Raw genomic sequence first — 23,782 nt, forward strand, 5'->3', positions numbered from 1 at the left:
AATGACTGGCATATTATGGAATTTAGCTTCATTTATTGTAGCCCTTGGCATCCTCGTTGCTGTACATGAGTTTGGTCACTTTTGGGTAGCGAGACGTTGTGGCGTTAAAGTCGAAAAGTTTTCTATCGGTTTTGGTAAATCATTGTGGAGCCGAAAGGGGAAGGATGGCGTTGAATACTCCATCTCAATGATTCCGTTAGGTGGCTTCGTTAAAATGCTGGATTCTCGAGTCGATGAGGTGTCCGAGCAAGATAAACATTTAGCGTTTGATCATAAAAGTTTATGGCGTCGAAGTGCGATAGTCGCTGCCGGCCCAGCTTTCAACTTTTTCTTTGCCATTTTTGCTTACTGGTTGGTCTTTATGATTGGCGTACCGGCAGTGAAACCTGTAATTGGTGAAGTCACGCCCAATTCAATTGTTTCTCAAGCAGGAATTGAATCGGGAATGGAACTTAAAGAAATTTCTGGTATCCAAACCTCTGATTGGAACTCAGTGAATATGGCTCTGATCTCTCATATTGGTGATGATCAGATTGTTATGAAAGTCGCTTCAGCGGATGAGTTAGGGGTTGAACGCAGCGTTACCTTAAATACCCAAGATTGGAAGTTTGATCCTGAAGTCGATTCCGCAATGAGTACATTAGGTTTCCAGCCATATCGCCCTGAGATTATTTCGATTATTTCCAACATCACAGAAGGCAGTGCTGCTGATAAAGCTGGCCTACAAATAGGTGATGAGTTAATCGCTATTAATGGTGAATCGGTGACAGTGTGGCAGCAATTTGTTGATACTGTTGTCGCAAACCCAGAGCAAGAAGTGAGTTTAAAAGTTAATCGCGATAATCAGGAGATAGCTTTGAGCTTATTTCCAGCGAGTAAAACTTTAAAGAATGGTGACACTATAGGGTTTGCAGGCGTTGCTCCAACGATGGGAGAGTGGCCGGAAACTTACCGCTTTGAGCAAAAGTTTGGTGTGTTAGCTTCTATACCTAAAGCGGTAGAAAAAACGGGACAAATTATCGATTTAACACTCACTATGTTGAAAAAACTCATCACAGGGGATGTCGGTATTAAAAACTTGAGTGGCCCAATTTCGATAGCTAAAGGTGCGGGTGCAACGGCTGATTATGGATTAGTTTACTTTTTAGGCTTCTTAGCATTAATTAGTGTGAACTTAGGGATTATCAACTTAGTGCCTTTACCTGTACTTGATGGCGGTCATTTGTTATTTTTTGCTATCGAAGCTGTGATTCGTCGCCCGGTCCCAGAAAAAGTACAAGAAGTGGGATATCGTATCGGTAGTGCAGCAATTTTCTCTCTGATGTTAATTGCAATTTTCAATGATTTTGCTCGCCTGTAGTGCCAGTAGTGGTTTAAATAAGGCCAAGTAGTATAAAGGATTAATAATAAAGTTTATGGCGATCAAACGTTTATGGATTTCAACTTTGCTGATGCTCAGCACGGTTGCACACGCTGACTCTTTTGAAGTATCAGATATCAAGATCGAAGGTTTACAGCGAGTTGCGCTCGGTGCGGTATTGCTCAAAATGCCAATACGTGTCGGTGATACCGTTGATGAGCAGGATGCTTCCGCTATTATTCAAGCTCTGTATTCTTCAGGTAACTTTGAGGATGTGAAAATATTTCGAGATGGTGATGTCTTGTTAGTACAAGTGAAAGAGCGTCCAACCATTGCGGATATTTCATTTTCTGGCAACAAAGCGATTAAAGATGAGCAATTACAACAAAACCTGGATGCTTCTGGCATTCGAATGGGTGAAGCTCTAGATCGTACGAAATTGAGTACCATCGAAAAGGGGCTAGAAGATTTCTATTACAGCGTAGGTAAATACAACGCAACGGTAAAAGCGGTAGTCACACCATTACCTCGTAACCGCTCTGATTTGAAGTTTGTGTTTACCGAGGGTGTCTCAGCTAAAATTCAACAAATTAACTTTATTGGTAATGAAGTCTTTACCGATGATGAACTCCTTTCTCGTTTTGATTTGAATGCTGATGTGCCGTGGTGGAATTTCATGGCCGATGAAAAGTATCAAAAGCAAGTGCTTGCTGGCGATATCGAAAAACTGCGTACTTATTACTTTGACCGTGGTTACCTAAAATTCAAAGTGTTATCGACCAATGTCTCCATTTCACCGGATAAAAAAGGTGTGTATATCACGCTTAATTTAAACGAAGGTGAACCTTACACGGTGAAAGAAATAAAATTCCGTGGGGACTTAATCGGTAAGCAAGATGACTTCAACGAGATGGTGCCGTTTGAAACTGGTGATACTTATAATGGCTCGTTAGTTACGGGTCTTGAAGAAGCCATCAAGAAAACCCTTGGTGAATCAGGTTATGCTTACCCTAAAGTACAAACCATTCCTGAGTTTGATGACAACAAAAAAGAAGTAACGCTGACCGTTCAAGTGGATCCGGGTAATCGTATGTACGTACGTGATATTCGCTTTACAGGGAATAACATTACTAAAGATGAAGTATTGCGTCGCGAAATGCGTCAAATGGAAAGTGGTTGGTTAAACTCCAAATCAATTGAAACTGGTAAAGCGCGTTTGAACCGTCTTGGTTTCTTTGAGACGGTTGATGTGCAAACGCAGCGTGTACCAGGCACTGAAGACCAAGTAGACATTGTTTATAATGTAAAAGAAGCAAACTCAGGTAGTATCAACTTTGGTATTGGTTATGGTACTGAGTCTGGCATAAGTTTTCAGGTTGGTCTGCAACAAGATAATTTCTTAGGAACAGGCAATCGTATTGGTATTAATGCCATGACCAATGATTACCAAAAAAATGTCAGCTTAGAATACCGTGACCCATATTGGACTCTCGATGGTGTCAGTCTGGGCGGTAAGATTTTCTACAACGAGTTTGAAGCATCAGAAGCTGGGATTGTTGATTATACCAACCAAAGTTACGGTACAGACTTAACGTGGGGCTTCCCAATTAATGAGTTGAACTATATTGAACTGGGGATTGGTTATACTCACAATAAAATTTCTAATATCGACCCCTACGTTCAAAATGAAGGCTTCTTAGCTTCTCAGCAATCAGCAGGGAATTACGACCCTAGCTCTGGTGAACTAGAAGTGAATGATTATGATATTAATATTTCTTGGACGCGAAATAACTTAAACAGAGGTTATTTCCCAACCGCGGGTAACCATCAACGTGCAACTTTTAAAATAACCGTACCTGGCTCTGACGTTCCATATTATAAAATTCAATATGATGCCAAACAGTACATTCCTTTGACCCAAAAAGAAGACTTTACGTTATTGCTTCGTGGGCGCTTAGGATATGGTAATGGGTATGGTTCAACTAATGGCAATGATAATTTATTCCCATTCTATGAAAACTACTATGCCGGTGGCTTCTCATCATTACGTGGTTTTGGTTCTAACTCAGTAGGCCCTAAAGCGGTTTATGATGAAGGGGGGGGGAATGGTGGTAATAACCCAAATTATGTCGCAACCGATGAATCTGTTGGTGGTAACGCAACTGCATTAGCCAGTATTGAGTTAATTGTACCAACTCCATTTGCTTCTGAAGAAATTCAGCAATCTATACGAACCAGTGTGTTTGTGGATGTAGCAAGTGTTTGGGATACTGAATTTAAGTATCGTGATGCTGATGCTAATATGGCGGGTAAAGATTACTACTACGATTACTCCGATCCATTTGCTGTTCGTGCTTCTTATGGTATGGCATTGCAATGGATGTCACCGATGGGACCTTTGGTCTTCTCGTTGGCGAAACCAATTGAAATTTATGAAGGTGATGATGAAGAACTCTTTACCTTTACGATTGGTCGAACCTTCTAACTTTTTAGCCCTTTTGTAAGGAAATGATTGTGAAAAAATTTATTAAAGTCGCGGGCCTTAGCCTAGCTGTACTGACGTCATCTTTAGTGGTAAATGCTGCTCAAGCTGCCGAGAAACTTGGTTATGTGAATACCGCTAAAGTTTTCCAAACGTTGCCACAACGTGAGGCTATTGCAAAAAAACTTCAATCTGAATTTAAAGATCAAAAAGCTCAGCTAGACTCTTTACAGAAAAAAATTCAGACTAAAATGGATAAGGCGCGTCGTGATGGTCAGCTTCTAAGTGAAGATGATATGCGTAAGCTGCAAATTGAAATTGGCTCACTACAAGCTGAATATAAAGTACAAGGTCAGTCACTGGAGCGTGATGCTAAACAACGTGAAGCGGCTGAAAAACAAAAGCTGTTTGTTACGATTCAAGATGCAATCAAAGAAGTGTCTGAAAAACAAGGTTATGACATGATCATTGATGCGCAAGCACTTCAATATGCAAAACCAGATTCAGATATCACAGACGCTGTAATTAAAGAACTTAAATAATAGAAGCCGATGATGCCAAAACTTACTCTTGCTGAATTAGCAACGATTACAGGTGGTGAGCTGCATGGAAATGGTGAATTAACCGTTTCCACTATTGCTTCCATGGATAAAGCGGGTGATGGTCAAATTACTTTTTTGACTAACGCAAAATACCGTAAGCACCTTGCAGAGTGCCAAGCGACTGCGATTTTGATTAAATCGAGTGAGCTAGAGCTTTGCCAAACCAATGCGATTGTTGTCGCGGACCCTTATTTGGCTTTTGCCTTAGTGGCACAAGCTTTAGATACCACGCCAGAGCCAGCTGAACGCATTGAGGCCACTGCGGTGATTGCACCTGATGCAGTGATTGGTGAAGGGGTATGCATTGGTCACAATACGGTGGTTGAATCTGGTGTAGTGTTAGGCGATAACGTTGTGATCGGCGCGGGTTGTTTTATCGGTAAAAATACCAAAATTGGTGACAACTCTAAGATGTGGGCCAATGTTAGCATTTACCACAATGTTGAAATTGGTAAGGCTTGCTTAATTCAATCCAACACAGTAATTGGCTCTGATGGTTTTGGCTATGCGAATAACCGTGGTGAGTGGGTGAAGATCCCTCAACTTGGCTCGGTAATTATTGGCAACCGCGTTGAAATCGGGTCTTGTACCACTATTGATCGTGGTGCGATTGATGACACTGTTATTGAAGATAATGTGATCATTGATAACCATATTCAAATTGCCCATAACGTTCATGTTGGTTATGGCACCGCTATGGCTGGTTGTACCACTGTAGCCGGTAGTGTCAAAATCGGTAAGTATTGTATTATAGGCGGTGCGTCAGTTTTGAATGGTCACATTGAAATTGCCGATGGCGTAACCATTACCGGAATGGGGATGGTGATGCGCAGCATTACAGAGAAAGGTGTATACTCATCGGGTATTCCTTTACAGAGTAATAAAGAGTGGCGCAAAACAGCGGCACGTACTCTTAAGATCGATGAAATGCATAAACGTCTAAAAATGCTTGAAAAGAAGCTTGAAGATTAATCAAATCGGTCTAACTTGTGACACCTAAGTGATTTAAATGGGTTTCTTTCAGTAAGAAATCCCTGATTTATACCTATTGGTGTTACTTGAACGATAAAGACCTGTCTGTTACAGGTCTTTTTCATTTATAGCGCAATAACTTCAGTATATAATTAACAGAATTAGACCGACTTTGACGATTATTAATAGGATAATAATTTTGACTACAGAAAAGAAAACACTAGATATTACGGAAATCCGCGAACTTCTTCCTCATCGCTACCCTTTCCTATTAATTGATCGTGTTACCGATTATCAAGAAGAAAAATATCTAGTTGCTTTGAAAAATGTATCGGTTAACGAGCCTCAATTTACAGGCCATTTCCCACAATTACCGATTTTCCCTGGTGTTCTTATTCTTGAAGCGATGGCTCAAGCAACCGGATTGTTAGCCTTTAAATCGTTTGGCGCGCCTTCTGAAAATGAATTGTACTATTTCGCGAGCATTGATAACGCGAAATTCCGTAAGCCAGTAGTACCGGGTGATCAATTAATTATTGAAGTTGAATTCATTAAAGATCGCCGTGGAATCGCATTGTTTAATGGCGTTGCTAAAGTGGATGGCGCGGTTGTGTGCTCTGCTGAACTTAAATGTGCACGTCGCGAATTTTAAAGGTAGCCTTATGATCCATGAAACTGCTCAAATTCACCCTTCAGCTGTTATTGAAGATGGCGTGAAGATTGCTGCCAACGTAAAAATTGGTCCTTTTACCTATATTGGTGCGGATGTTGAAATTGGCGAAGGCACTGAGATTTACTCACACGTTGTAATTAAAGGCCCAACCGTCATTGGTAAAGAAAATAAAATTTACCAATTTGCTTCTATTGGTGAAGCGTGCCAAGACTTGAAATATAAAGGTGAGCCAACCAAATTAATTATTGGTGACCGCAATATTATTCGTGAAAGCGTCAGCATGCACCGTGGCACAACGCAAGATGAAGGCGTTACACGAGTTGGCAGCGATAACCTATTTATGATCAACGTTCACGTTGCGCATGATTGCGTTGTCGGCAACCGTTGCATCTTAGCCAATAATGCAACACTGGCCGGCCACGTAACGGTTCGTGACTTTGCGATTATTGGTGGTATGTCTGCCGTGCACCAGTTCTGTAAAATTGGTCAGCACAGCATGGTCGGTGGCGCTTCTGGTGTTGCTCAAGATGTGCCTCCATTTGTGATTGCTCAAGGCAACCATGCCAAACCTTATGGTGTAAACTTTGAAGGTTTGAAGCGTCGTGGTTTCGAGAAAAAAGAAATCCATGCGATTCGCCGTGCTTATAAATCACTTTACCGTAATAAGAATACGGTAGAAGAAGCTAAGCTAGAAATGGCAGAAGATGCAGCGCAGTTTGAATCTGTACAAGCAATGATTGAATTTATTGATTCTTCTCAGCGCGGTATTGTTCGTTAATATTCGTATTTAGTTAAGCGATCAATGATTGATTAAAGAGGCCTAGTTAATTCGGGCCTTTTTTTATTAGGAAAATAGATATGAAGCGTCGATTGAGAATTGGTGTAGTGGCGGGTGAATTATCTGGCGATACTTTAGGCGCAGGTTTAATTCGCGCGATTAAAGTCCGTTACCCTGATGCGGAATTTGTTGGCATAGGTGGCCCACAAATGATCGAAGAAGGTTGCCAGTCATTGTTTGATATGGAAGAGCTTTCTGTGATGGGCTTAGTGGAAGTACTAGGTCGCTTATTCCGTATCTTGAAAATCAAAAAATCGATTGTCGATTATTTTAAGCAAAACCCACCGGATGTGTTTATTGGCATTGATGCGCCAGATTTTAATTTGCGAGTCGAACTGGCATTAAAACAAGCGGGTATTAAAACCGTTCACTATGTGAGTCCTTCTGTTTGGGCTTGGCGTCAAAACCGTATTCATGGTATCGCCAAAGCCACCAATTTGGTGCTGGCGTTCTTGCCGTTTGAAAAAGCGTTTTATGACAAGTTCAATGTTCCTTGTGAGTTTATTGGCCATACTTTAGCCGATACGATCCCTTTGCAAACCGATAAAGTCGCAGCAAGAGATGTATTAGGTTTAGCGCAAGATAAAACCTGGTTGGCAGTGCTGCCGGGAAGCCGTAATGCTGAACTGAAAATGCTGTGTGAACCATTCTTACAAGCGTGCCAACAACTTGCCAAGCAAAATCCAAACTTAGGTTTTGTGGTTGCACTGGTGAATCAAAAACGACGTGAGCAGTTTGAAGCCGCATGGAAAGAGTTTGCGCCTGAATTGCATTTTGAATTGCGAGATGGCACCGCACGTACTGTGATGGAAGCCTCTGATGTTGTTATGTTGGCATCTGGCACTGTGGCGTTAGAATGCATGTTGGTCAACCGACCTATGGTGGTCGGCTACCGAGTTAATGCTGTCAGTGCTTTTATTGCTCGTCGTATGCTAAAAACGGCTTATGTATCTCTGCCGAATATTTTGGCGGATAAAGAATTGGTTAAAGAGTTTTTACAAGAAGACTGCACACCTGAAAATTTAGCTTCAGAGGTGACTCGTTTAATGAGTGATAAAGGTCAGCAGATGCAACAGACTTTCCATGAAATGCATCAGTGGATCCGTAAAGATGCCGATACTCAAGCAGCCAAAGCGGTGCTAAATCTTATTGATGCAGAGAAACTGCTGTCAGAGCAAGAGAAAAAATAATGAGTGTTGAATTACCTGAATTTGAATATCCCGCAGGCTTTGATTTATTTGCCGGTGTCGATGAGGTCGGTCGCGGGCCATTAGTTGGGGCCGTGGTGACGGCCGCAGTGATCCTTGATCCGAATAATCCAATTGAAGGATTAAATGACTCAAAAAAACTAACCGAAAAGAAACGTCTCGCCTTGTTGCCTGAAATACAAGAGAAAGCATTGGCTTGGTCACTCGGTCGCTGCGAAGCCTGGGAAATAGATGAACTCAATATTCTGCAAGCAACTATGGTAGCAATGCAAAGAGCGGTGGTAGGGTTAAAAGTGAAGCCAGAATTTGTATTGATAGATGGCAATAGAACTCCTGAATTACCTATGCCAAGTGCTGCGGTAGTGAAAGGGGATTTGCGTGTTGCTGAAATCAGTGCTGCATCGATTATAGCTAAAGTAGCTCGTGATGAAGAAATGAAGCAGCTTGATGCTAAGTACCCAATGTTTGGTTTTGCCAAGCACAATGGCTATCCAACTAAAGTACACATGCAGGCGATTGTTGATCATGATATCGCGCAAATGCCAGAGCTTCTGGCGCAATATCGCAAAAGTTATAAGCCAGTTAAGAAAGTATTAGAGATCTAACCCTTCGTACTTGAAGCTGCAGTGTTGTTGACGGCGTTCATTCGCCCCAATCACATAGACAAGCTATGCTCATGAGGTTTCATTCACTTGTCGCCTCACTGCAACTTCAATTACTTTGGCTTAGACAACCAATAAAACCATTGTTGCGTTTACCATTAACCCTTACACTTTCAACATTATCTAGCACTTTCATTATTAAAAGCTAAGTACAGTAAATTTATGTCTGATCCTAAGTTCGTACATCTTCGTGTTCACAGTGACTATTCGATGGTTGATGGCCTATCGAAAGTGCCACCATTGGTTAAAAAAGTCGCTGAGCTTAATATGCCGGCCATGGCATTAACGGACTTCACTAACCTGTGTGGCTTGGTTAAATTTTACAGTACTGCCCATAGTTGCGGCATTAAGCCAATTATTGGTGCTGACTTTACTTTGCAATCGCCAGACTTTGCTGATGAGCTAACCAAAATTACGGTTCTAGCCAAAAATAACGTTGGTTACAAAAACCTGACCTTATTGATTTCAGAAGCTTATCAGCGTGGTCATGTTCAACACCAACCTGTCATCGATAAAGAATGGCTAGTTAATCATAAGGAAGGGTTGATTATTCTTTCTGGTGGTCGTGTTGGAGAAGTGGGGCGTGCGTTACTTAAAGGTAACCAGCCACTGGTTGAACGTTGTATCGACTTCTATCAAGAGCACTTCCCTGAACACTTCTATCTTGAGCTTACTCGAACAGGCCGCGCCGATGAAGAAAGTTACTTACACTTTGCACTCGATATTGCAGAGCAGTATGACTTGCCGGTTGTTGCAACTAATGAAGTGGTCTTTTTAACCTCAGAAGAATTTGATGCCCACGAAATTCGCGTGGCCATTCATGATGGCTATACGTTAGAAGATCCGCGTCGTCCTAAAAATTACAGCCCTCAACAATATCTTCGTACCGAAGAAGAAATGTGTGAGCTGTTTAAAGATATTCCTGAGGCGCTGCAAAATAGTGTTGAAATCGCTAAGCGCTGTAATGTCACGGTTCGCTTAGGAGAGTATTTCTTACCGAATTTCCCTACCGGTGATTTAACCATAGAAGACTTCTTGGTCAAAAAATCTCAAGAAGGCTTGGAAGAACGCTTAGAGTTTTTATTTCCTGATGAAAAAGTTCGTTTAGAAAAGCGCCCTGACTATGACGAGCGTTTGCAAATCGAGTTGGATGTTATCAACCAAATGGGCTTCCCCGGTTATTTCTTGATCGTAATGGAGTTTATCCAATGGTCAAAAGATAACGATATTCCAGTAGGCCCCGGCCGTGGTTCAGGCGCCGGTTCATTGGTGGCGTATGCGCTTAAAATCACCGATCTTGATCCACTCGAATATGACTTACTGTTCGAACGATTTTTGAATCCAGAACGTGTATCTATGCCCGATTTCGATATCGATTTCTGTATGGATAAGCGTGACCGAGTGATTGATCACGTTGCTGAAATGTATGGCCGTGATGCGGTATCTCAGATCATTACTTTCGGTACCATGGCAGCGAAAGCGGTAATTCGCGATGTGGGTAGGGTGCTAGGCCATCCTTATGGTTTTGTCGATCGTATTTCAAAACTCGTACCGCCTGATCCAGGAATGACGCTTGCTAAAGCATTTGATGCTGAGCCACAACTGTCAGAGTTGTATGCTGTCGATGAAGATGTAAAAGAACTCATCGACATGTGCCGAATTCTTGAGGGCTGTACTCGAAATGCCGGTAAGCATGCTGGTGGCGTGGTGATCTCGCCTACTACGATTACCGACTTTGCGCCCATTTATTGTGATTCGGAGGGTAACTTCCCCGTAACGCAATTTGATAAAAATGATGTGGAAACGGCGGGCTTAGTTAAGTTTGACTTCTTAGGTCTACGAACCTTAACTATTATTGATTGGGCACTAGGTTTAATTAATCCTAGATTGCAAAAAGAAGGCAAAGAACCGGTTCGCATCGAAGCGATTCCTTTAGAAGATCCGGCGTCATTCCGCTTACTACAAAACTCAGAAACGACGGCGGTATTCCAGTTGGAATCTCGTGGTATGAAAGATTTGATCAAACGTCTACAGCCTGACTGTTTTGAAGATATTATCGCGTTGGTGGCCTTGTTCCGTCCGGGCCCACTGCAATCGGGCATGGTAGATAACTTTATCGACCGTAAGCATGGTCGTGAAGAAGTCTCATACCCTGATTCAACATGGCAACATGAGTCACTAAAAGAAACTCTAGAGCCAACCTACGGCATTATCTTGTACCAAGAACAGGTTATGCAAATTGCGCAGATTCTGGCTGGCTATACTCTAGGTGGCGCGGATATGCTGCGTCGTGCGATGGGTAAGAAAAAACCAGAAGAGATGGCTAAGCAGCGTTCGATTTTTAAATCGGGTGCCGAAAGCATCGGAGTTGATGGCGAACTTGCGATGAAGATCTTTGACTTGGTAGAAAAATTTGCCGGTTATGGTTTTAACAAATCTCACTCCGCAGCGTATGCACTGGTTTCTTATCAAACATTGTGGTTAAAAACTCATTACCCTGCTGAATTTATGGCAGCGGTAATGACGGCCGATATGGACAACACCGAAAAAGTGGTCGGTCTGGTCGATGAATGTATTCGAATGAATCTTAAAGTATTACCGCCGGATGTGAATTCAGGTTTGTATCGCTTTAATGTCAATGAAGATGGCGCGATTGTTTACGGTATCGGCGCGATAAAAGGGGTCGGTGAAGGCCCAATTGAAAATATTATCTCTTGTCGTGAACAAGGTGGTTATTTTAAAGACCTATTTGATTTTTGTGCACGTGTTGATTTGAAAAAATGTAATAAACGTGTAATTGAAAAACTGATCCAAGCCGGTGCGCTTGACCGTTTAGGCCCGCACCGCGCAGCCATGATGGCGTCACTTGATGAAGCTGTTAAAGCGGCTGGACAATTTCACCAAGCTGAAGCCTTTGGGCAATCCGATATGTTTGGCGTATTGACTGAAGCGCCAGAAGAAGTTGAGCAGGCGTATGCGCAAGTTCCTAAATGGCCTGAAAAAGTTTGGTTAGAAGGTGAACGCGCCACTTTAGGTCTATATTTGACGGGGCACCCAGTTAATGCTTATCTCAAAGAATTGGCGAAATATACCAACTGTCGCTTAAATGATTTACAACCAACTCGACGAGATCAATCACTCACGGTCGCCGGTTTAGTGATTGCTTCACGTGTGATGACAACCAAGCGCGGTACGCGAATTGGCTTAATGACGCTTGATGACCGTTCGGGTCGAGTCGAAGTGATGTTGTTCTCCGATGCCTTAGAACGGTATGCGGAATTGTTAGAACAAGATAAAATAGTGGTGGTTTCTGGACAGGTCAGCTTTGATGACTTCAACGGTGGGCTTAAGATGTCGGCCCGAGAAGTGATGAGTCTCGCTGATGCACGTGAAAAATATGCCAAAGGGTTATCGATTTCTATAGAGCAATCTCAGATAGACGGTCAATTCTTTGAGCAGTTTAATCGAATTTTAGAGCCGTACCGAGCGGGTACGGTGCCAGTAAATATTTATTATCAGCGCCAAGATGCCAGAGCAAAACTATCACTTGGTGTCGAGTGGCGAGTGACACCAGACGATAATTTACTGGATGATTTAAAACTTCTGCTCGGTTCTAAGCAAGTAGAACTCGAATTTAACTAAAGAACAGGGCATTATTAGTACATTGTTATTCAAATTATGAATTGGTTGCTTCGGTTTACAATTTTGCTTTGAATATTTTCAGTGATGCTCTGTATACTTTTTATCGCCGTTGACGGTTCAATGCCTTAAAGTGATAAAAGAATTAAAATGAAATAAAGGATCCATTGATGAGCCTAGATTCTCTTGAATTTGAAAAACCTATTGTTGAACTTGAAGCTAAAATTGAAGCTTTACGTGAGGTTTCGCGCCACGGTGGCGATGCGTCGGTTGATTTAGAAAAAGAAATTAACCAACTAGAAAAAAAGAGCTTAGAGCTAAAGAAAAAGATCTTTAGTGACCTAGGTGCATGGCAAGTTGCTCAACTAGCTCGCCACCCAAAGCGTCCATATACGCTCGATTATATTGAACATGTTTTTACAGAGTTTGATGAACTTGCTGGTGATCGTGCTTACGCAGATGATAAAGCAATCGTTGGTGGTTTAGCGCGTATCGAAGGTCGTCCAGTTATGGTGATTGGTCATCACAAAGGTCGTGAAACCAAAGAAAAAGTACGTCGTAACTTTGGTATGCCTCGTCCAGAAGGTTACCGTAAAGCATTACGCTTAATGGAAATGGCTGAACGTTTTAATATTCCTGTGATCACTTTCATCGATACTGCAGGTGCTTACCCTGGTGTTGGTGCCGAAGAACGTGGCCAATCGGAAGCGATTGCTCGCAACTTGAAAGTCATGTCAGGCTTGAAAGTGCCGGTTATTTGTAATGTTGTTGGTGAAGGCGGTTCTGGTGGCGCACTCGCGATTGGTGTGGGTGATTACGTTAATATGCTGCAATACTCAACGTATGCGGTAATCTCACCTGAAGGTTGTGCTTCTATTTTATGGCGTGATTCAGATAAAGCCCCACAAGCGGCTGAAGCGATGGGTCTCGTGGCTCCTCGTCTGAAAGAGCTGGGCCTCATTGATACGGTAATCAGTGAGCCTCTAGGTGGCGCCCATCGTGATTATGTTGCTACTGCTGAAAGCATGAAGGCGACATTACTGGCACAATTAGATGAGCTTGAAGCGTTAGATAATGAAAACCGTTTAGAGCGTCGTTATCAGCGCCTAATGAGCTACGGTTACTGCTAAACTCGTTTAACTGTTAAGGTTAATCAACTGTAAAGCGGGCTTAGGCTCGCTTTTTGTTTTTATTCTTCTTGCTTTCTTCTTAATGGAATTAACATGTTGTATCAAGGTTTTGTTCAACGTTTATTGAGCCATATCGGAGAGTCAACTCGTCTGGTGTTGGCGCTAAGCGGTGGGCTAGATTCACGAGTACTGCTGCATTTACTTGCTCGATTTAAGTGTGATTATCCGCAATATGACTACTTAACGGTGCATGTTCATCATGGATTAAGTGAGAACGCCGATCATTGGCTACAGCAATGCCAATATTGGTCACAGCAAGCTGATATTGCATTTGTAGCAGAAAAAGTACAGCTAGAATTAGGCAACCGCATTAGTTTAGAGCAAGCTGCAAGAACCGCTCGTTATCAAGCATTATCGCAACATCTCAATTCCTCTAGTCTGCTACTGACAGCACATCATCAAAGCGATCAATTGGAAACGTTTTTATTGGCATTAAAACGTGGCAGTGGCCCGAAAGGTTTATCTGCGATGGCAATCGATGGCAAGTTTGAATCCGCGCGCTTATTACGTCCGATGCTCGACGCCTCTCGTGCTGATATGCTCAGCTATGCGAATGAGCATCAGCTCGATTGGATTGAAGATGAAAGTAATCTTGATACCCGTTTTGACCGAAATTTTATTCGCCATCAAGTGTCGCCAATTTTAAGACAGCGCTGGCCAAATATTGAAAAAACCGTCGCGCGTAGTGCTGCTTTGTGCGCACAACAAGAATCATTGCTTAATGAGCTGCTCTATGAGCGTTATAAGCAAATGTGTAGTGAAGGTGGAGCATTATCGGTCTCTTTACTAAAAGAACAGTCAGAGGCGGCGAGAGGCGCGATTTTAAGGCTTTGGCTACAAGAGCAAGGTTTCTTAATGCCAAGCGCCAAGCAATTAACGCAAATATGGCAAGATGTAGGTCTTGCTCAAGGCGATGCCGCGCCAGTATTTCGTTACGGCAATACCCATATTGGTCGCCATCAGCAGCAGCTTTGGGTGTTTAGTGCCATGCAAGATCTTAGCGCTGAGGTTTTGGATTGGGACATCAAACAGCCTCTTACTTTGCCTGATGGCCTAGGCCGCTTGGAACTTAAGGCAAGAAACGAGCTTGAATCTTTTGATGCAACAAGCCTGGCAGCGAGCAGCATTCAAACCTTGTCACTGCCTATTGGCTATAATCAGATTAAAGTGACATTCAGTGCAACCGGTATTCACGCACACCCGCAAGATCGACAACATGGTCGAAGCTTAAAAAAATTGCTGCAAGAATACCAAATACCCACTTGGCAGCGGCAACGTATTCCTTTTCTGGTTGATGATAGTGAGTTGATTGCTGCTGCGGGATTGTTTGTCGGTAAGCCCTATAGTGGTGCTGATTATCAATTGATTTGGCATAAAAAATAGCGAATTAGAGATATACCCAAGTCACTTGGGTATATAGGGATTGTATCTTTTCATAGTCTTAGATGAGGGGTATACTCAAAGCAATTTCAGAGTTTTAGGGATAAGAACCAATGAAAAAAATTGAAGCAATCATTAAACCATTTAAACTGGATGATGTACGTGAGGCGTTAGCCGATGTTGGCATCACAGGTATGACGGTATCGGAAGTCAAAGGTTTTGGCCGTCAGAAAGGCCACACTGAACTGTATCGTGGCGCAGAGTACATGGTCGACTTTTTACCTAAAGTGAAGTTAGAGATCGTGGTTTCTGATGATGTGGTTGATGAATGTATTGATTGCATTATGCAAACTGCGCAAACTGGTAAAATCGGTGATGGCAAAATATTTGTCACAGAAGTCGAGCGTGTGATTCGTATCCGTACCGGCGAAGAAGACGACGAAGCGGTATAATCCCCCCCCCCGAACTCATTACTATACCAATTACATTAATTCAGGAGGCTTTGGCTTCCTTTTTTATCACTTCTAGTTAGGTAATCAATGAAACTAAAGCATTGGACGTTAGGCGCTGTCGCTCTTTTAATTATTACGATTGTCGGTTTTTATTTTATTTTTACCATCCCCAAGCAGCCTCAGCTTATTTCGATTGGTCATCATTCTTCGCAATCCGACTGGTACTGTCACCAATCTGAACAACCAACGCCGGCTATTGATGTGAATGGAAAACTGAATATTTTAGTTTGGAATATTTATAAACAAAGCGATGAAAATTGGCAGGCTGCACTTGAATCTTTTAGTCATGATAAGCAGTTAATCCTTTTGCAAGAAGCCAGTTTAACCGAACAGTTTACATTATGGCTTAATCAGCAATCGTGGGGGGCAAGTTATGTCAACGCGTTTAAAGCCTTTGGGGTTAGCTCTGGTGTGGTTAATCTAGCCTATCAATTACCTAATCGAGCATGTGCTTATACGAGTGTCGAGCCTTGGATCCAATTACCGAAGTCAGCGTTATATGCCCGCTATTCACTATCGAATGGACAAGATCTTGTGGTGGTGAATATCCATGCTATCAACTTTACTGTTGGAACCGATGAATTTGAGCAGCAAATTGAGCAATTGAAAAAAGCGGTACAAAAACACCAAGGGCCATTAATCATTGCTGGTGATTTTAATACTTGGAGTGAAGCGCGTTATGAGCAATTACTTAAAGTCGCTAATACTCTAGAGCTACAAGAAACCGTATTCAGCCCGGACAACCGCCGTTTATTTGTTAACGATCTAGCGTTTGACCATGTATTTTATCGCGGGTTAAATTTTAACTCAGCAAGCTCGCCCATCACCACAGCTTCAGATCATAACCCGATGCTAGTGAGTTTTGAGTTGATACAGCAGTAGCGATAGAGAAATTATACATAGCAAAAAGCCTCGAATTAACGAGGCTTTTTGCTATGTAGCGTATAAAGATGAAGGTGGTTGTTAGCCCACTTTGGTCACATCGACATAAAGTTTTAGTTTCTGGCCGGGTTTTAAATAGTCTTTTCTATTTAAGCCGTTCCAAGCAAGTACTTGGTCGGTATTCACCTTAAATCGTTGTGCAATACTGCCGATAGTGTCACCAGAACGAACGTTGTAGTACACGGTGCGGATAATGGCACCACTTTTGTTTTCCTTCCAGATAACCAATTTTTGGCCTACTCGTAATGGATCTTTGGGAGCCATGCCGTTCCATTTAGCCAGAGATTGTACGGAAACGTTATTATGTTTAGCAATGGTCCAGAAACTATCACCACTTTTTACTGAGTATTCAGATTTCAACTGACCACGAGAAGTCGATTGGATTTTCGCTAAACGGTTAGTGGCACTTAACGAGTATTGCTTATTATTTTGAGTAGAATTCGGCACCATCAAATACTGACCAATACGGATATTGACATCGTTCATGTTATTTGCTGTTTGAATCGCTTTAGTGGTGGTCTGATTATTTCTCGCAATCACACTTAAGCTATCACCCGGCTTAACTTTATAGCGAGCGAATTTGATGCCTTTACCACGATTCTTTTCAGCTTGTTGGTTAAAGCGGTCCGCTTTTTCTAACGGGATCAAGAAAGTGTATGGTCCCGTTGGAGAGGTTGCCCACTGGTTGTACCCTGGGTTGTAGCTTTGTAATTCTTTGACTGACATGCCTGCGTATTGAGCAGCAATGGCAAGGTCTAGCTGTTCCTTTGGATCGACTTGTGTCAGTACTGGTTTATTGGCAATAACAGGAAGATCGACACCATATTCTTTTTGGTTGGCAAGAATATCTGCTAGTGCGAGTAGTTTAGGCACGTATCCACGAGTTTCTTTTGGTAGATCTAATGAGAAAAAGTCGGTTGGCTTGCCCAGTTTTTTGTTCTTACGAATCGCGCTAGATACGCGACCACCACCACTGTTATATGCAGCGATAGCATTTTCCCAATCACCGTCGAAACGATTTCCTAAATAAGTCATGTACTCTAAAGCTGCATCGCTCGCAGCGTTAACATCACGGCGTCCGTCATACCAATAGTTACGCTCTAAACCAAATCGGTCGGCTGTCACTGGTACAAACTGCCATAAGCCAGCAGCACTACCATAGGAGTATGCGAAAGGATCAAAGGCGCTTTCTACTACTGGTAGTAACGCTAGTTCCAGTGGTAGGTTACGCTCTTCAATTTTGGTTGTGATGAGATACAAAAAAGGTTCAGCACGTTTTGACACCGTTTTTAGGTGCTCAGGATGGTCAAGGTACCATTTACGGTAGTATTCAATACTAGGATCATCTGCAATAGGTAGCTTGAATTGCATTGAAATGCGTTTCCACAAGTTTTGTTGCTCTTGTGGTGTTAATTGCTTCGGTGGCTGCTTTTTTGCTGAGGTAGAGGATTCAACTATTACAGTTTGGCTAGCTTTTTCCGGCGCATCGGTCTGTTGATCGGTGGATGTCGGTACGCTTTGGCAACCTACTAGTAGTAATGCCATAGCCCAAATGTATTTTGAATTCATTAAAACAACCTCTAAAAAACGGCTGCAAATGATACTTGTGTTTATCAAGGAGTAGCAAGTGAGAATTATCCTAAAACCCCATAAAGCCTTACAAAATGTGTAAGGTTCCATTGGGTTTTAGATAAATTTATGAGCGATTTGATTAATTTAGCAACGATTTTCGGTTTTTTAAAAAAAGTAACAAAATTTAACCAATAAGCGTCAATAATCCTTAGAATTCATTTTTCCATTCACGTAAGGCTGAAAATACAGAGAGTTCGGTGAGTTCATCGGTGCGTGCCGATACCGCTTTCATCACGCTTGGTTCCTGGCAGCGTAAAAACGGATTGATCCATTTTTCTTGACGAATGGTGGTTGGAATCGTCGGTTTATCTTGTGCTCTCAATCGATTCACTTCATCACGGTAGTTATGCAGTAACTCATTATCCGGCTCTACCGCTAAGGCAAACGACAAATTTGATGAGGTGTATTCATGGGCGCAATAGACTTCGGTTTCTTGAGGTAGGGTTGCTAATTTTTGTAGTGAATCAAACATTTGCTCATAGGTGCCTTCAAATACTCGACCACAGCCAGCAGAGAAAAGCACATCACCACAAAATAGTTTGCCGTCACCGACATAAGCAATATGCCCGTTAGTGTGTCCGGGGACATCCATCACAAGGAAGGTTTCACCAAAGACTTCAATACGGTCGCCACCTTGTACAGAATGAGTCAGCATTAATACTGGGTCATTACTTGGACCGATAACTTGAGCTTTAGGGTAGTGACGTAATAGTTCTGCCACGCCACCGACATGATCGGGATGGTGGTGAGTAATGATGATAAGTTCTAATTCTAAATTATCTTGCTGTAAGCGTTGTAAAACAGGGGCAGCTTCACCGGGATCGACTAAAGCACAGGACTGACTATTATTTTGAATCAGCCAGATGTAATTATCATTAAATGCAGGTATGCTTTCGACCGTTAAGCCTGAATTTTTTTTATCAGTTAACATTGTGGATCTCCAATCCGGACTGCGAAGAGATATCTAATCTATGAAGCCAGCACGCATTCAAAAATCTTTCATCCAACCCCATTCTTGGCAGCAGCTAAAAAATGGTGAGTGGGTGGTTGAATCGATCCAAACCCGTCTTGATGAGTGGTGCCCTAAGTTATTTGGTTATCACATGTTAAAACTGGGTGGTTTAAGTTGTGAATTAACCACGCATAATTGCAATATCAAACATCAAGTGAATGTCGATATTGCCAATCCGCTTCATTCCGTTGTTGCTGATGCTTATGATTTACCATTTGTTGAAAAAAGCATCGATGCTGCTTTGGTTTGCCATCAGCTAGACTATTGTAGCGATCCTCATCGCTTGTTGCGAGAGATTGATAGAATAATTATCGATGATGGGCATATTATTCTGACTGGCTTTAATCCTATAAGCCTAACAGGCGCGGCGAGTTTATTACCTTGGCGTAAAAACAATTTGCCTTGGAGTGGCCGCATGTTTACGCCATATAGAATTAAAGATTGGTTAGGCTTGCTCAATTATGAAGTGGTTCATTGTGATACTTATGCACTGTTTCCTGTTCGTAGAGGCAAAGCACTGACTACTTGGCTTGAGCATGGTATGGGAGCTTGCGCTTCAACATTTGGTAGTGTGTATTTTATTGTTGCCAAAAAGCGTATGTATCCATTAAAACCAATTAAACCCCATTGGAAAGTAAAAAATCGTCGTTTTTCACCCGCCAGTGTGGGGTTTAATAAAGCTTCATCTAAAGTAAAGAACAATAAGGTTTAGATGAAATAGCTACCCTTCGAAACCTTTATCTTCTTGAGTTGGTGATTCGGCAGCCGTACGTGCCAGTTCGTCACAAATTTCATTTTCGCGGTGTCCGGCGTGCCCTTTTACCCATTTCCATTCCACTTGATGACGAGCGGTTTCTTGATCAAGCGCTTTCCATAGATCGACATTTTTGACTGGCTTTTTGGCTGATGTTTGCCAATTTTTCTTTTTCCAACCATGGATCCACTGGGTGATACCTTGGCGTACATATTGGCTGTCCGTGGTTAAAGTGACTTGGCAAGGTTCGGTGAGTGCTTTAAGGGCAACGACGGCTGCCATCATTTCCATGCGGTTGTTGGTAGTGAGGGTATAACCTTCAGATAGGTATTTTTCTTTACCTTTATAGCGCAACACTATGCCATAACCGCCAGGGCCTGGATTACCTAAACAAGAACCATCTGTGAAAATTTCTACGTGTTTCGTCATGATTTGATACTATGTGCCTATATTGAATAATCAGATTGGAATAACCAGTCACTAATACGGCTAGTCTGACAAGAGTTTATTATGAATACCAGCACTAATGTTTCTTATGATCGCATCATTGTTCTTGATACCGAAACCACCGGTATGAACCGAGAAGGTGGCCCAGTATATATGGGGCATCGAATCATTGAAATCGGTGCGGTGGAAATTGTTAATCGCAAACTGACCGGTAAGCATTTTCATGTTTATATTAAGCCAGATCGTGAAATAGATCCTGAAGCGATTGCAGTTCATGGTATTACCGATGAATTCCTAGTCGATAAGCCTGAATATAAACAAGTTCATCAAGAGTTTTTAGAGTTTATTAAAGGTGCTGAGCTGGTGGCTCATAATGCACCCTTTGATGTCGGCTTTATGGATTATGAGTTTGAGCTGGCTAATCAAGACGTAAAAACATCACAGATTTGTAAAATTACCGATACCTTGGCGATGGCCAAAAAGATCTTCCCCGGTAAGCGAAACAATCTTGATATTTTATGTGACCGTTACGGTATAGATAACTCCCATCGTACTTTGCACGGCGCTTTGCTCGATGCGGAGATTTTGGCTGATGTCTACCTGCTAATGACCGGTGGCCAAACCGCCATGCAGTTCAATGCCGGTCAGTCTAAAGATGGTGGCGTCGGTGAAACTATAAAGCGAGTGACGGGACGTAAAGCGTTGAAAGTCTTAAAAGCGACCGATGAAGAATTGCAGCAACATGAAGAGCGTTTGGATTTATTTGCCAAAAAAGGTACCTGTTTATGGCGTTGTGAGCCGGAAGAGTAAGTTTCTTTTCTTGATGGAATAAAAAACACCTCAATGGTTGAGTGACCATTGAGGTGTTTTATTATTATTTCGAGTTAAGCCACTTTACTCACTTTCTGTTGTGACTTTTTTACGATTAGCTCACTCGGGTCAAAGTCATCAACGTTGATGGTTTCTAAGCGATAGAATTCTGCATCACGTAAAATTTTCGCTTGTTCTTCATTAATCCAACCATTTTCTAAACCAAGGTCTGCAACTTTATCCAATTGGACAAAAGCACGACGTTTGCCTGATTGTTTGACAATATCATCAAAAATTGGCTCGGCACGTAGAATCGTTTGTAGAGCCAGTTCAATTTTACCTGCTGGGTTGAACTCACTGGCTTCTAAATATTGATTACGGCCAATACGTGAACGAGTTTCTGATGGGGTTTGCAGAATTTGCGCCACTTGATTATCGAGCTTATCACTTGGCGCTTTACGTACCTTACCTAGTGGTAAAATTAACACGCGCATTAAACCAGCGGCTCCTCGTGATGGGAAGTTACGTAAGAAGTCATCAATCGCTTCTTCTGCTTGACGCAAGCTATCTTGAACGCCCCAATGTACTAGTGGTAGATCTGCTTCTTGGTAGCCTTCCATCTCAAAGCGCTTTAAGGTTGCAGAGCTTAAATAAAGTTGGCTTAACACATCACCTAGACGAGCTGATAAACGCTCTTTACGTTTTAATGAGCCGCCTAATACCGCCATTGAAATATCTGACATTAAAGCAATATTGGCACTGTAACGGTTCAGTTTTTGGTAATAACCTTTAATTTGGTCGTGAATGATGCCGTTAAAATTGTCATCACTTGGTACAGCATAATCGGAACCTCGGCCATCCGTTAGGCCAAGCCAGAAGCTACGTACTGCATTACTCATGCTAAAGCCAATATGACCAAACACCGCACTATCAAAGCGTGATAGGGCATTTTTCTCGTTTGAATGCGCCGCTTCCATCTCTTCTAATACATAAGGATGGCAGCGAATTGCACCTTGCCCATAAATGATCATAGAACGAGTCAGAATATTGGCACCTTCTACAGTGATAGCAATCGGTGCGCCCTGGTAACCACGGGCTAAAAAGTTCGCCGGTCCCATACAGACACCTTTACCGCCAGCGATATCCATGGCATCAATCAAGGCGCGTTGTCCGCGGTGAGTACAGTGGTATTTCACAATAGCTGAAATAACCGATGGTTTCTCACCAAGATCAATACCGGCAACGGTTAATTGACTGGCTGCATCCATCACATAAGCATTGCCGGCAAGACGCGCTAATGGCTCTTCAATACCTTCCATGTGGCCGATAGGCTGCTTAAATTGGCGGCGAATACGGGCATAAGCACCGGTTGTCAATGCGGCTGTTTTGGTGCCACCGGTAGAGTTAGAAGGTAGAGTGATACCACGACCCACCGATAAACATTCCACTAGCATACGCCAGCCTTGGCCTGCCATTTCTGGTCCGCCGATGATGTAGTCTAGTGGGACAAAAATATCGTTACCTTGAGTTGGACCATTTTGGAATGGCACATTTAAAGGGAAATGACGACGACCAATTTTCACGCCTTTAGTATCGGTTGGAATTAAAGCACAAGTGATACCGATATCTTCTTGGTCACCGAGTAGTCCATCAGGGTCGCGAAGTTTGAAGGCTAAACCAAGTACGGTTGCGACAGGCGCCAGCGTGATATAACGTTTATTCCATGTTAGGCGCATACCAAGCACTTCTTTGCCTTGCCAATCACCTTTGCACACAATACCAAAATCAGGAATCGCACCAGCATCAGAACCTGCTTCAGGGCTCGTTAAAGCAAAACATGGGATTTCTTTACCTTCGGCTAAGCGAGGTAGGTAATGATCTTGCTGCTCCTTAGTGCCGTAGTGTTGCAATAATTCACCAGGCCCCAATGAGTTTGGTACGCCAACCGTTGAAGATAATACGCCTGACACGCCAGTGAGTTTTTGTAGTACTACAGATTGAGCGTAAGCAGAAAACTCTAAGCCGCCATATTTTTTCTTAATGATCATGGCGAAGAATTTGTGATCTTTAAGGTATTGCCAAATTTCTGGTGGTAGGTCGGCTAATTCATGAGTGATTTCAAAGTCATTAGCCATGCGACAAACTTCATTTACTGGTCCATCAATAAAGGCTTGTTCTTCATCATTTAATTTTGGTGCTTGAATGTCAGATAGTTTTTTCCAATCCGGCTTACCTTTAAATAATTCTGCTTCCCACCATACGGTGCCAGCATCGATCGCTTCTTTTTCGGTCTGAGACATTGCCGGTAAAATTTGACGGAATACCTTGAGTGCAGGCTTACTGAATAATGAACGACGAATTTGTGGAATCGCCACTAACGCCGAAAGAATAACAAACACGCCGAATAAAATTGGGGATAGCCCGCCAAGTAAGGTTGAAATCAGCAGGACTGCCGCCATCGCCCCAATGGTTATCGACTGAGAGCGGCGGTGGTATAAACAAAAACCGAATACGACAAGCGTAACGATTAGGGTAAGTAGGGTGATCATCTTTGTCTTCCTTATTATGATGAGTGATAAAGCCACACTTTTTTATAACGAAAAGTTAAGTGGTCGTACCAGATGAATTCATTGTAGCCATCTTGTTGAGGAAATGTAAAAGGTCAAT

General features: G+C 42.4%; 19 protein-coding genes. 15 read left to right on the plus strand and 4 right to left on the minus strand.

Translation table 11 applies throughout. The annotated features are described in order from the left end of the window. Window position 1: 1 nt before the first annotated feature. From rseP to K358_RS0111295, 13 genes are all read left to right on the plus strand, one after another. The gene (gene rseP / locus K358_RS0111235; RefSeq protein WP_027696914.1) at window positions 2-1,360 is read left to right on the plus strand and encodes a sigma E protease regulator RseP; all 1,359 of its coding nucleotides are present in this window, start codon (window positions 2-4) and stop codon (window positions 1,358-1,360) included. A gap of 55 nt (window positions 1,361-1,415) precedes the next feature. Then, window positions 1,416-3,845: an outer membrane protein assembly factor BamA gene (bamA, locus tag K358_RS0111240; protein ID WP_027696915.1), complete on the plus strand. Its 2,430-nt coding sequence runs from the start codon at window positions 1,416-1,418 to the stop codon at window positions 3,843-3,845. 29 nt (window positions 3,846-3,874) lie between these two features. Continuing rightward, a complete protein-coding gene (locus K358_RS0111245; RefSeq protein ID WP_027696916.1) occupies window positions 3,875-4,384 on the plus strand; it encodes an OmpH/Skp family outer membrane protein in 510 nt (169 codons plus the stop codon). A gap of 12 nt (window positions 4,385-4,396) precedes the next feature. Further along, window positions 4,397-5,416: a UDP-3-O-(3-hydroxymyristoyl)glucosamine N-acyltransferase gene (gene lpxD / locus K358_RS0111250; RefSeq protein ID WP_027696917.1), complete on the plus strand. Its 1,020-nt coding sequence runs from the start codon at window positions 4,397-4,399 to the stop codon at window positions 5,414-5,416. Between the two features lie 199 nt (window positions 5,417-5,615). Beyond that, window positions 5,616-6,068 (plus strand): 3-hydroxyacyl-ACP dehydratase FabZ, encoded by a 453-nt coding sequence (fabZ, locus tag K358_RS0111255; RefSeq protein WP_027696918.1) that lies wholly within the window; start codon window positions 5,616-5,618, stop codon window positions 6,066-6,068. 10 nt (window positions 6,069-6,078) lie between these two features. Next, window positions 6,079-6,867 (plus strand): acyl-ACP--UDP-N-acetylglucosamine O-acyltransferase, encoded by a 789-nt coding sequence (gene lpxA, locus K358_RS0111260; RefSeq protein ID WP_027696919.1) that lies wholly within the window; start codon window positions 6,079-6,081, stop codon window positions 6,865-6,867. Window positions 6,868-6,947: 80 nt separating this feature from the next. Next, a complete protein-coding gene (lpxB, locus tag K358_RS0111265; RefSeq protein WP_027696920.1) occupies window positions 6,948-8,117 on the plus strand; it encodes a lipid-A-disaccharide synthase in 1,170 nt (389 codons plus the stop codon). After that, entirely contained in the window at window positions 8,117-8,740 is a 624-nt protein-coding gene (gene rnhB / locus K358_RS0111270; RefSeq protein WP_027696921.1) for a ribonuclease HII, read from the plus strand. The genes lpxB and rnhB overlap by 1 nt, the downstream gene beginning before the upstream one ends. 219 nt (window positions 8,741-8,959) lie before the next feature. After that, on the plus strand, window positions 8,960-12,439 hold the full coding sequence (dnaE, locus tag K358_RS0111275; protein WP_027696922.1) for a DNA polymerase III subunit alpha: 3,480 nt from the start codon (window positions 8,960-8,962) through the stop codon (window positions 12,437-12,439). Window positions 12,440-12,606: 167 nt separating this feature from the next. Further along, window positions 12,607-13,566, plus strand: a complete 960-nt coding sequence (gene accA / locus K358_RS0111280; protein WP_027696923.1) for an acetyl-CoA carboxylase carboxyl transferase subunit alpha — start codon at window positions 12,607-12,609, stop codon at window positions 13,564-13,566. A gap of 93 nt (window positions 13,567-13,659) precedes the next feature. Next, window positions 13,660-15,009, plus strand: coding sequence for a tRNA lysidine(34) synthetase TilS (gene tilS, locus K358_RS0111285; protein WP_051241290.1), 1,350 nt, complete (start codon window positions 13,660-13,662; stop codon window positions 15,007-15,009). Between the two features lie 110 nt (window positions 15,010-15,119). Further along, a complete protein-coding gene (gene glnB / locus K358_RS0111290; RefSeq protein WP_027696925.1) occupies window positions 15,120-15,458 on the plus strand; it encodes a nitrogen regulatory protein P-II in 339 nt (112 codons plus the stop codon). An 87-nt stretch (window positions 15,459-15,545) separates the two neighbouring features. After that, a complete protein-coding gene (locus K358_RS0111295) occupies window positions 15,546-16,400 on the plus strand; it encodes an endonuclease/exonuclease/phosphatase family protein (protein ID WP_027696926.1) in 855 nt (284 codons plus the stop codon). An 81-nt stretch (window positions 16,401-16,481) separates the two neighbouring features. Here the strand turns inward: K358_RS0111295 and K358_RS0111300 are convergent, their stop codons facing one another. Further along, window positions 16,482-18,029, minus strand: a complete 1,548-nt coding sequence (locus tag K358_RS0111300) for a lytic transglycosylase (RefSeq protein ID WP_027696927.1) — start codon at window positions 18,027-18,029, stop codon at window positions 16,482-16,484. A 211-nt stretch (window positions 18,030-18,240) separates the two neighbouring features. Further along, window positions 18,241-19,023: a hydroxyacylglutathione hydrolase gene (gene gloB, locus K358_RS0111305; protein WP_027696928.1), complete on the minus strand. Its 783-nt coding sequence runs from the start codon at window positions 19,021-19,023 to the stop codon at window positions 18,241-18,243. Window positions 19,024-19,063: 40 nt separating this feature from the next. Between gloB and K358_RS0111310 the strand changes: the two genes are divergently transcribed. Continuing rightward, window positions 19,064-19,816 (plus strand): class I SAM-dependent methyltransferase, encoded by a 753-nt coding sequence (locus K358_RS0111310; RefSeq protein WP_027696929.1) that lies wholly within the window; start codon window positions 19,064-19,066, stop codon window positions 19,814-19,816. Between the two features lie 9 nt (window positions 19,817-19,825). Here K358_RS0111310 and rnhA read toward each other — a convergent pair whose 3' ends face one another. Beyond that, entirely contained in the window at window positions 19,826-20,287 is a 462-nt protein-coding gene (gene rnhA / locus K358_RS0111315; protein ID WP_027696930.1) for a ribonuclease HI, read from the minus strand. Between the two features lie 81 nt (window positions 20,288-20,368). Between rnhA and dnaQ the strand changes: the two genes are divergently transcribed. After that, complete coding sequence (gene dnaQ, locus K358_RS0111320) at window positions 20,369-21,115, plus strand: DNA polymerase III subunit epsilon (RefSeq protein ID WP_027696931.1); 747 nt, start codon at window positions 20,369-20,371, stop codon at window positions 21,113-21,115. Between the two features lie 74 nt (window positions 21,116-21,189). Here the strand turns inward: dnaQ and fadE are convergent, their stop codons facing one another. Continuing rightward, window positions 21,190-23,664 (minus strand): acyl-CoA dehydrogenase FadE, encoded by a 2,475-nt coding sequence (gene fadE / locus K358_RS0111325; RefSeq protein ID WP_027696932.1) that lies wholly within the window; start codon window positions 23,662-23,664, stop codon window positions 21,190-21,192. Window positions 23,665-23,782: the final 118 nt, after the last annotated feature.

Origin of the sequence: Vibrio litoralis DSM 17657 (assembly GCF_000426765.1) — a bacterium.
Lineage (GTDB): Bacteria > Pseudomonadota > Gammaproteobacteria > Enterobacterales > Vibrionaceae > Vibrio > Vibrio litoralis.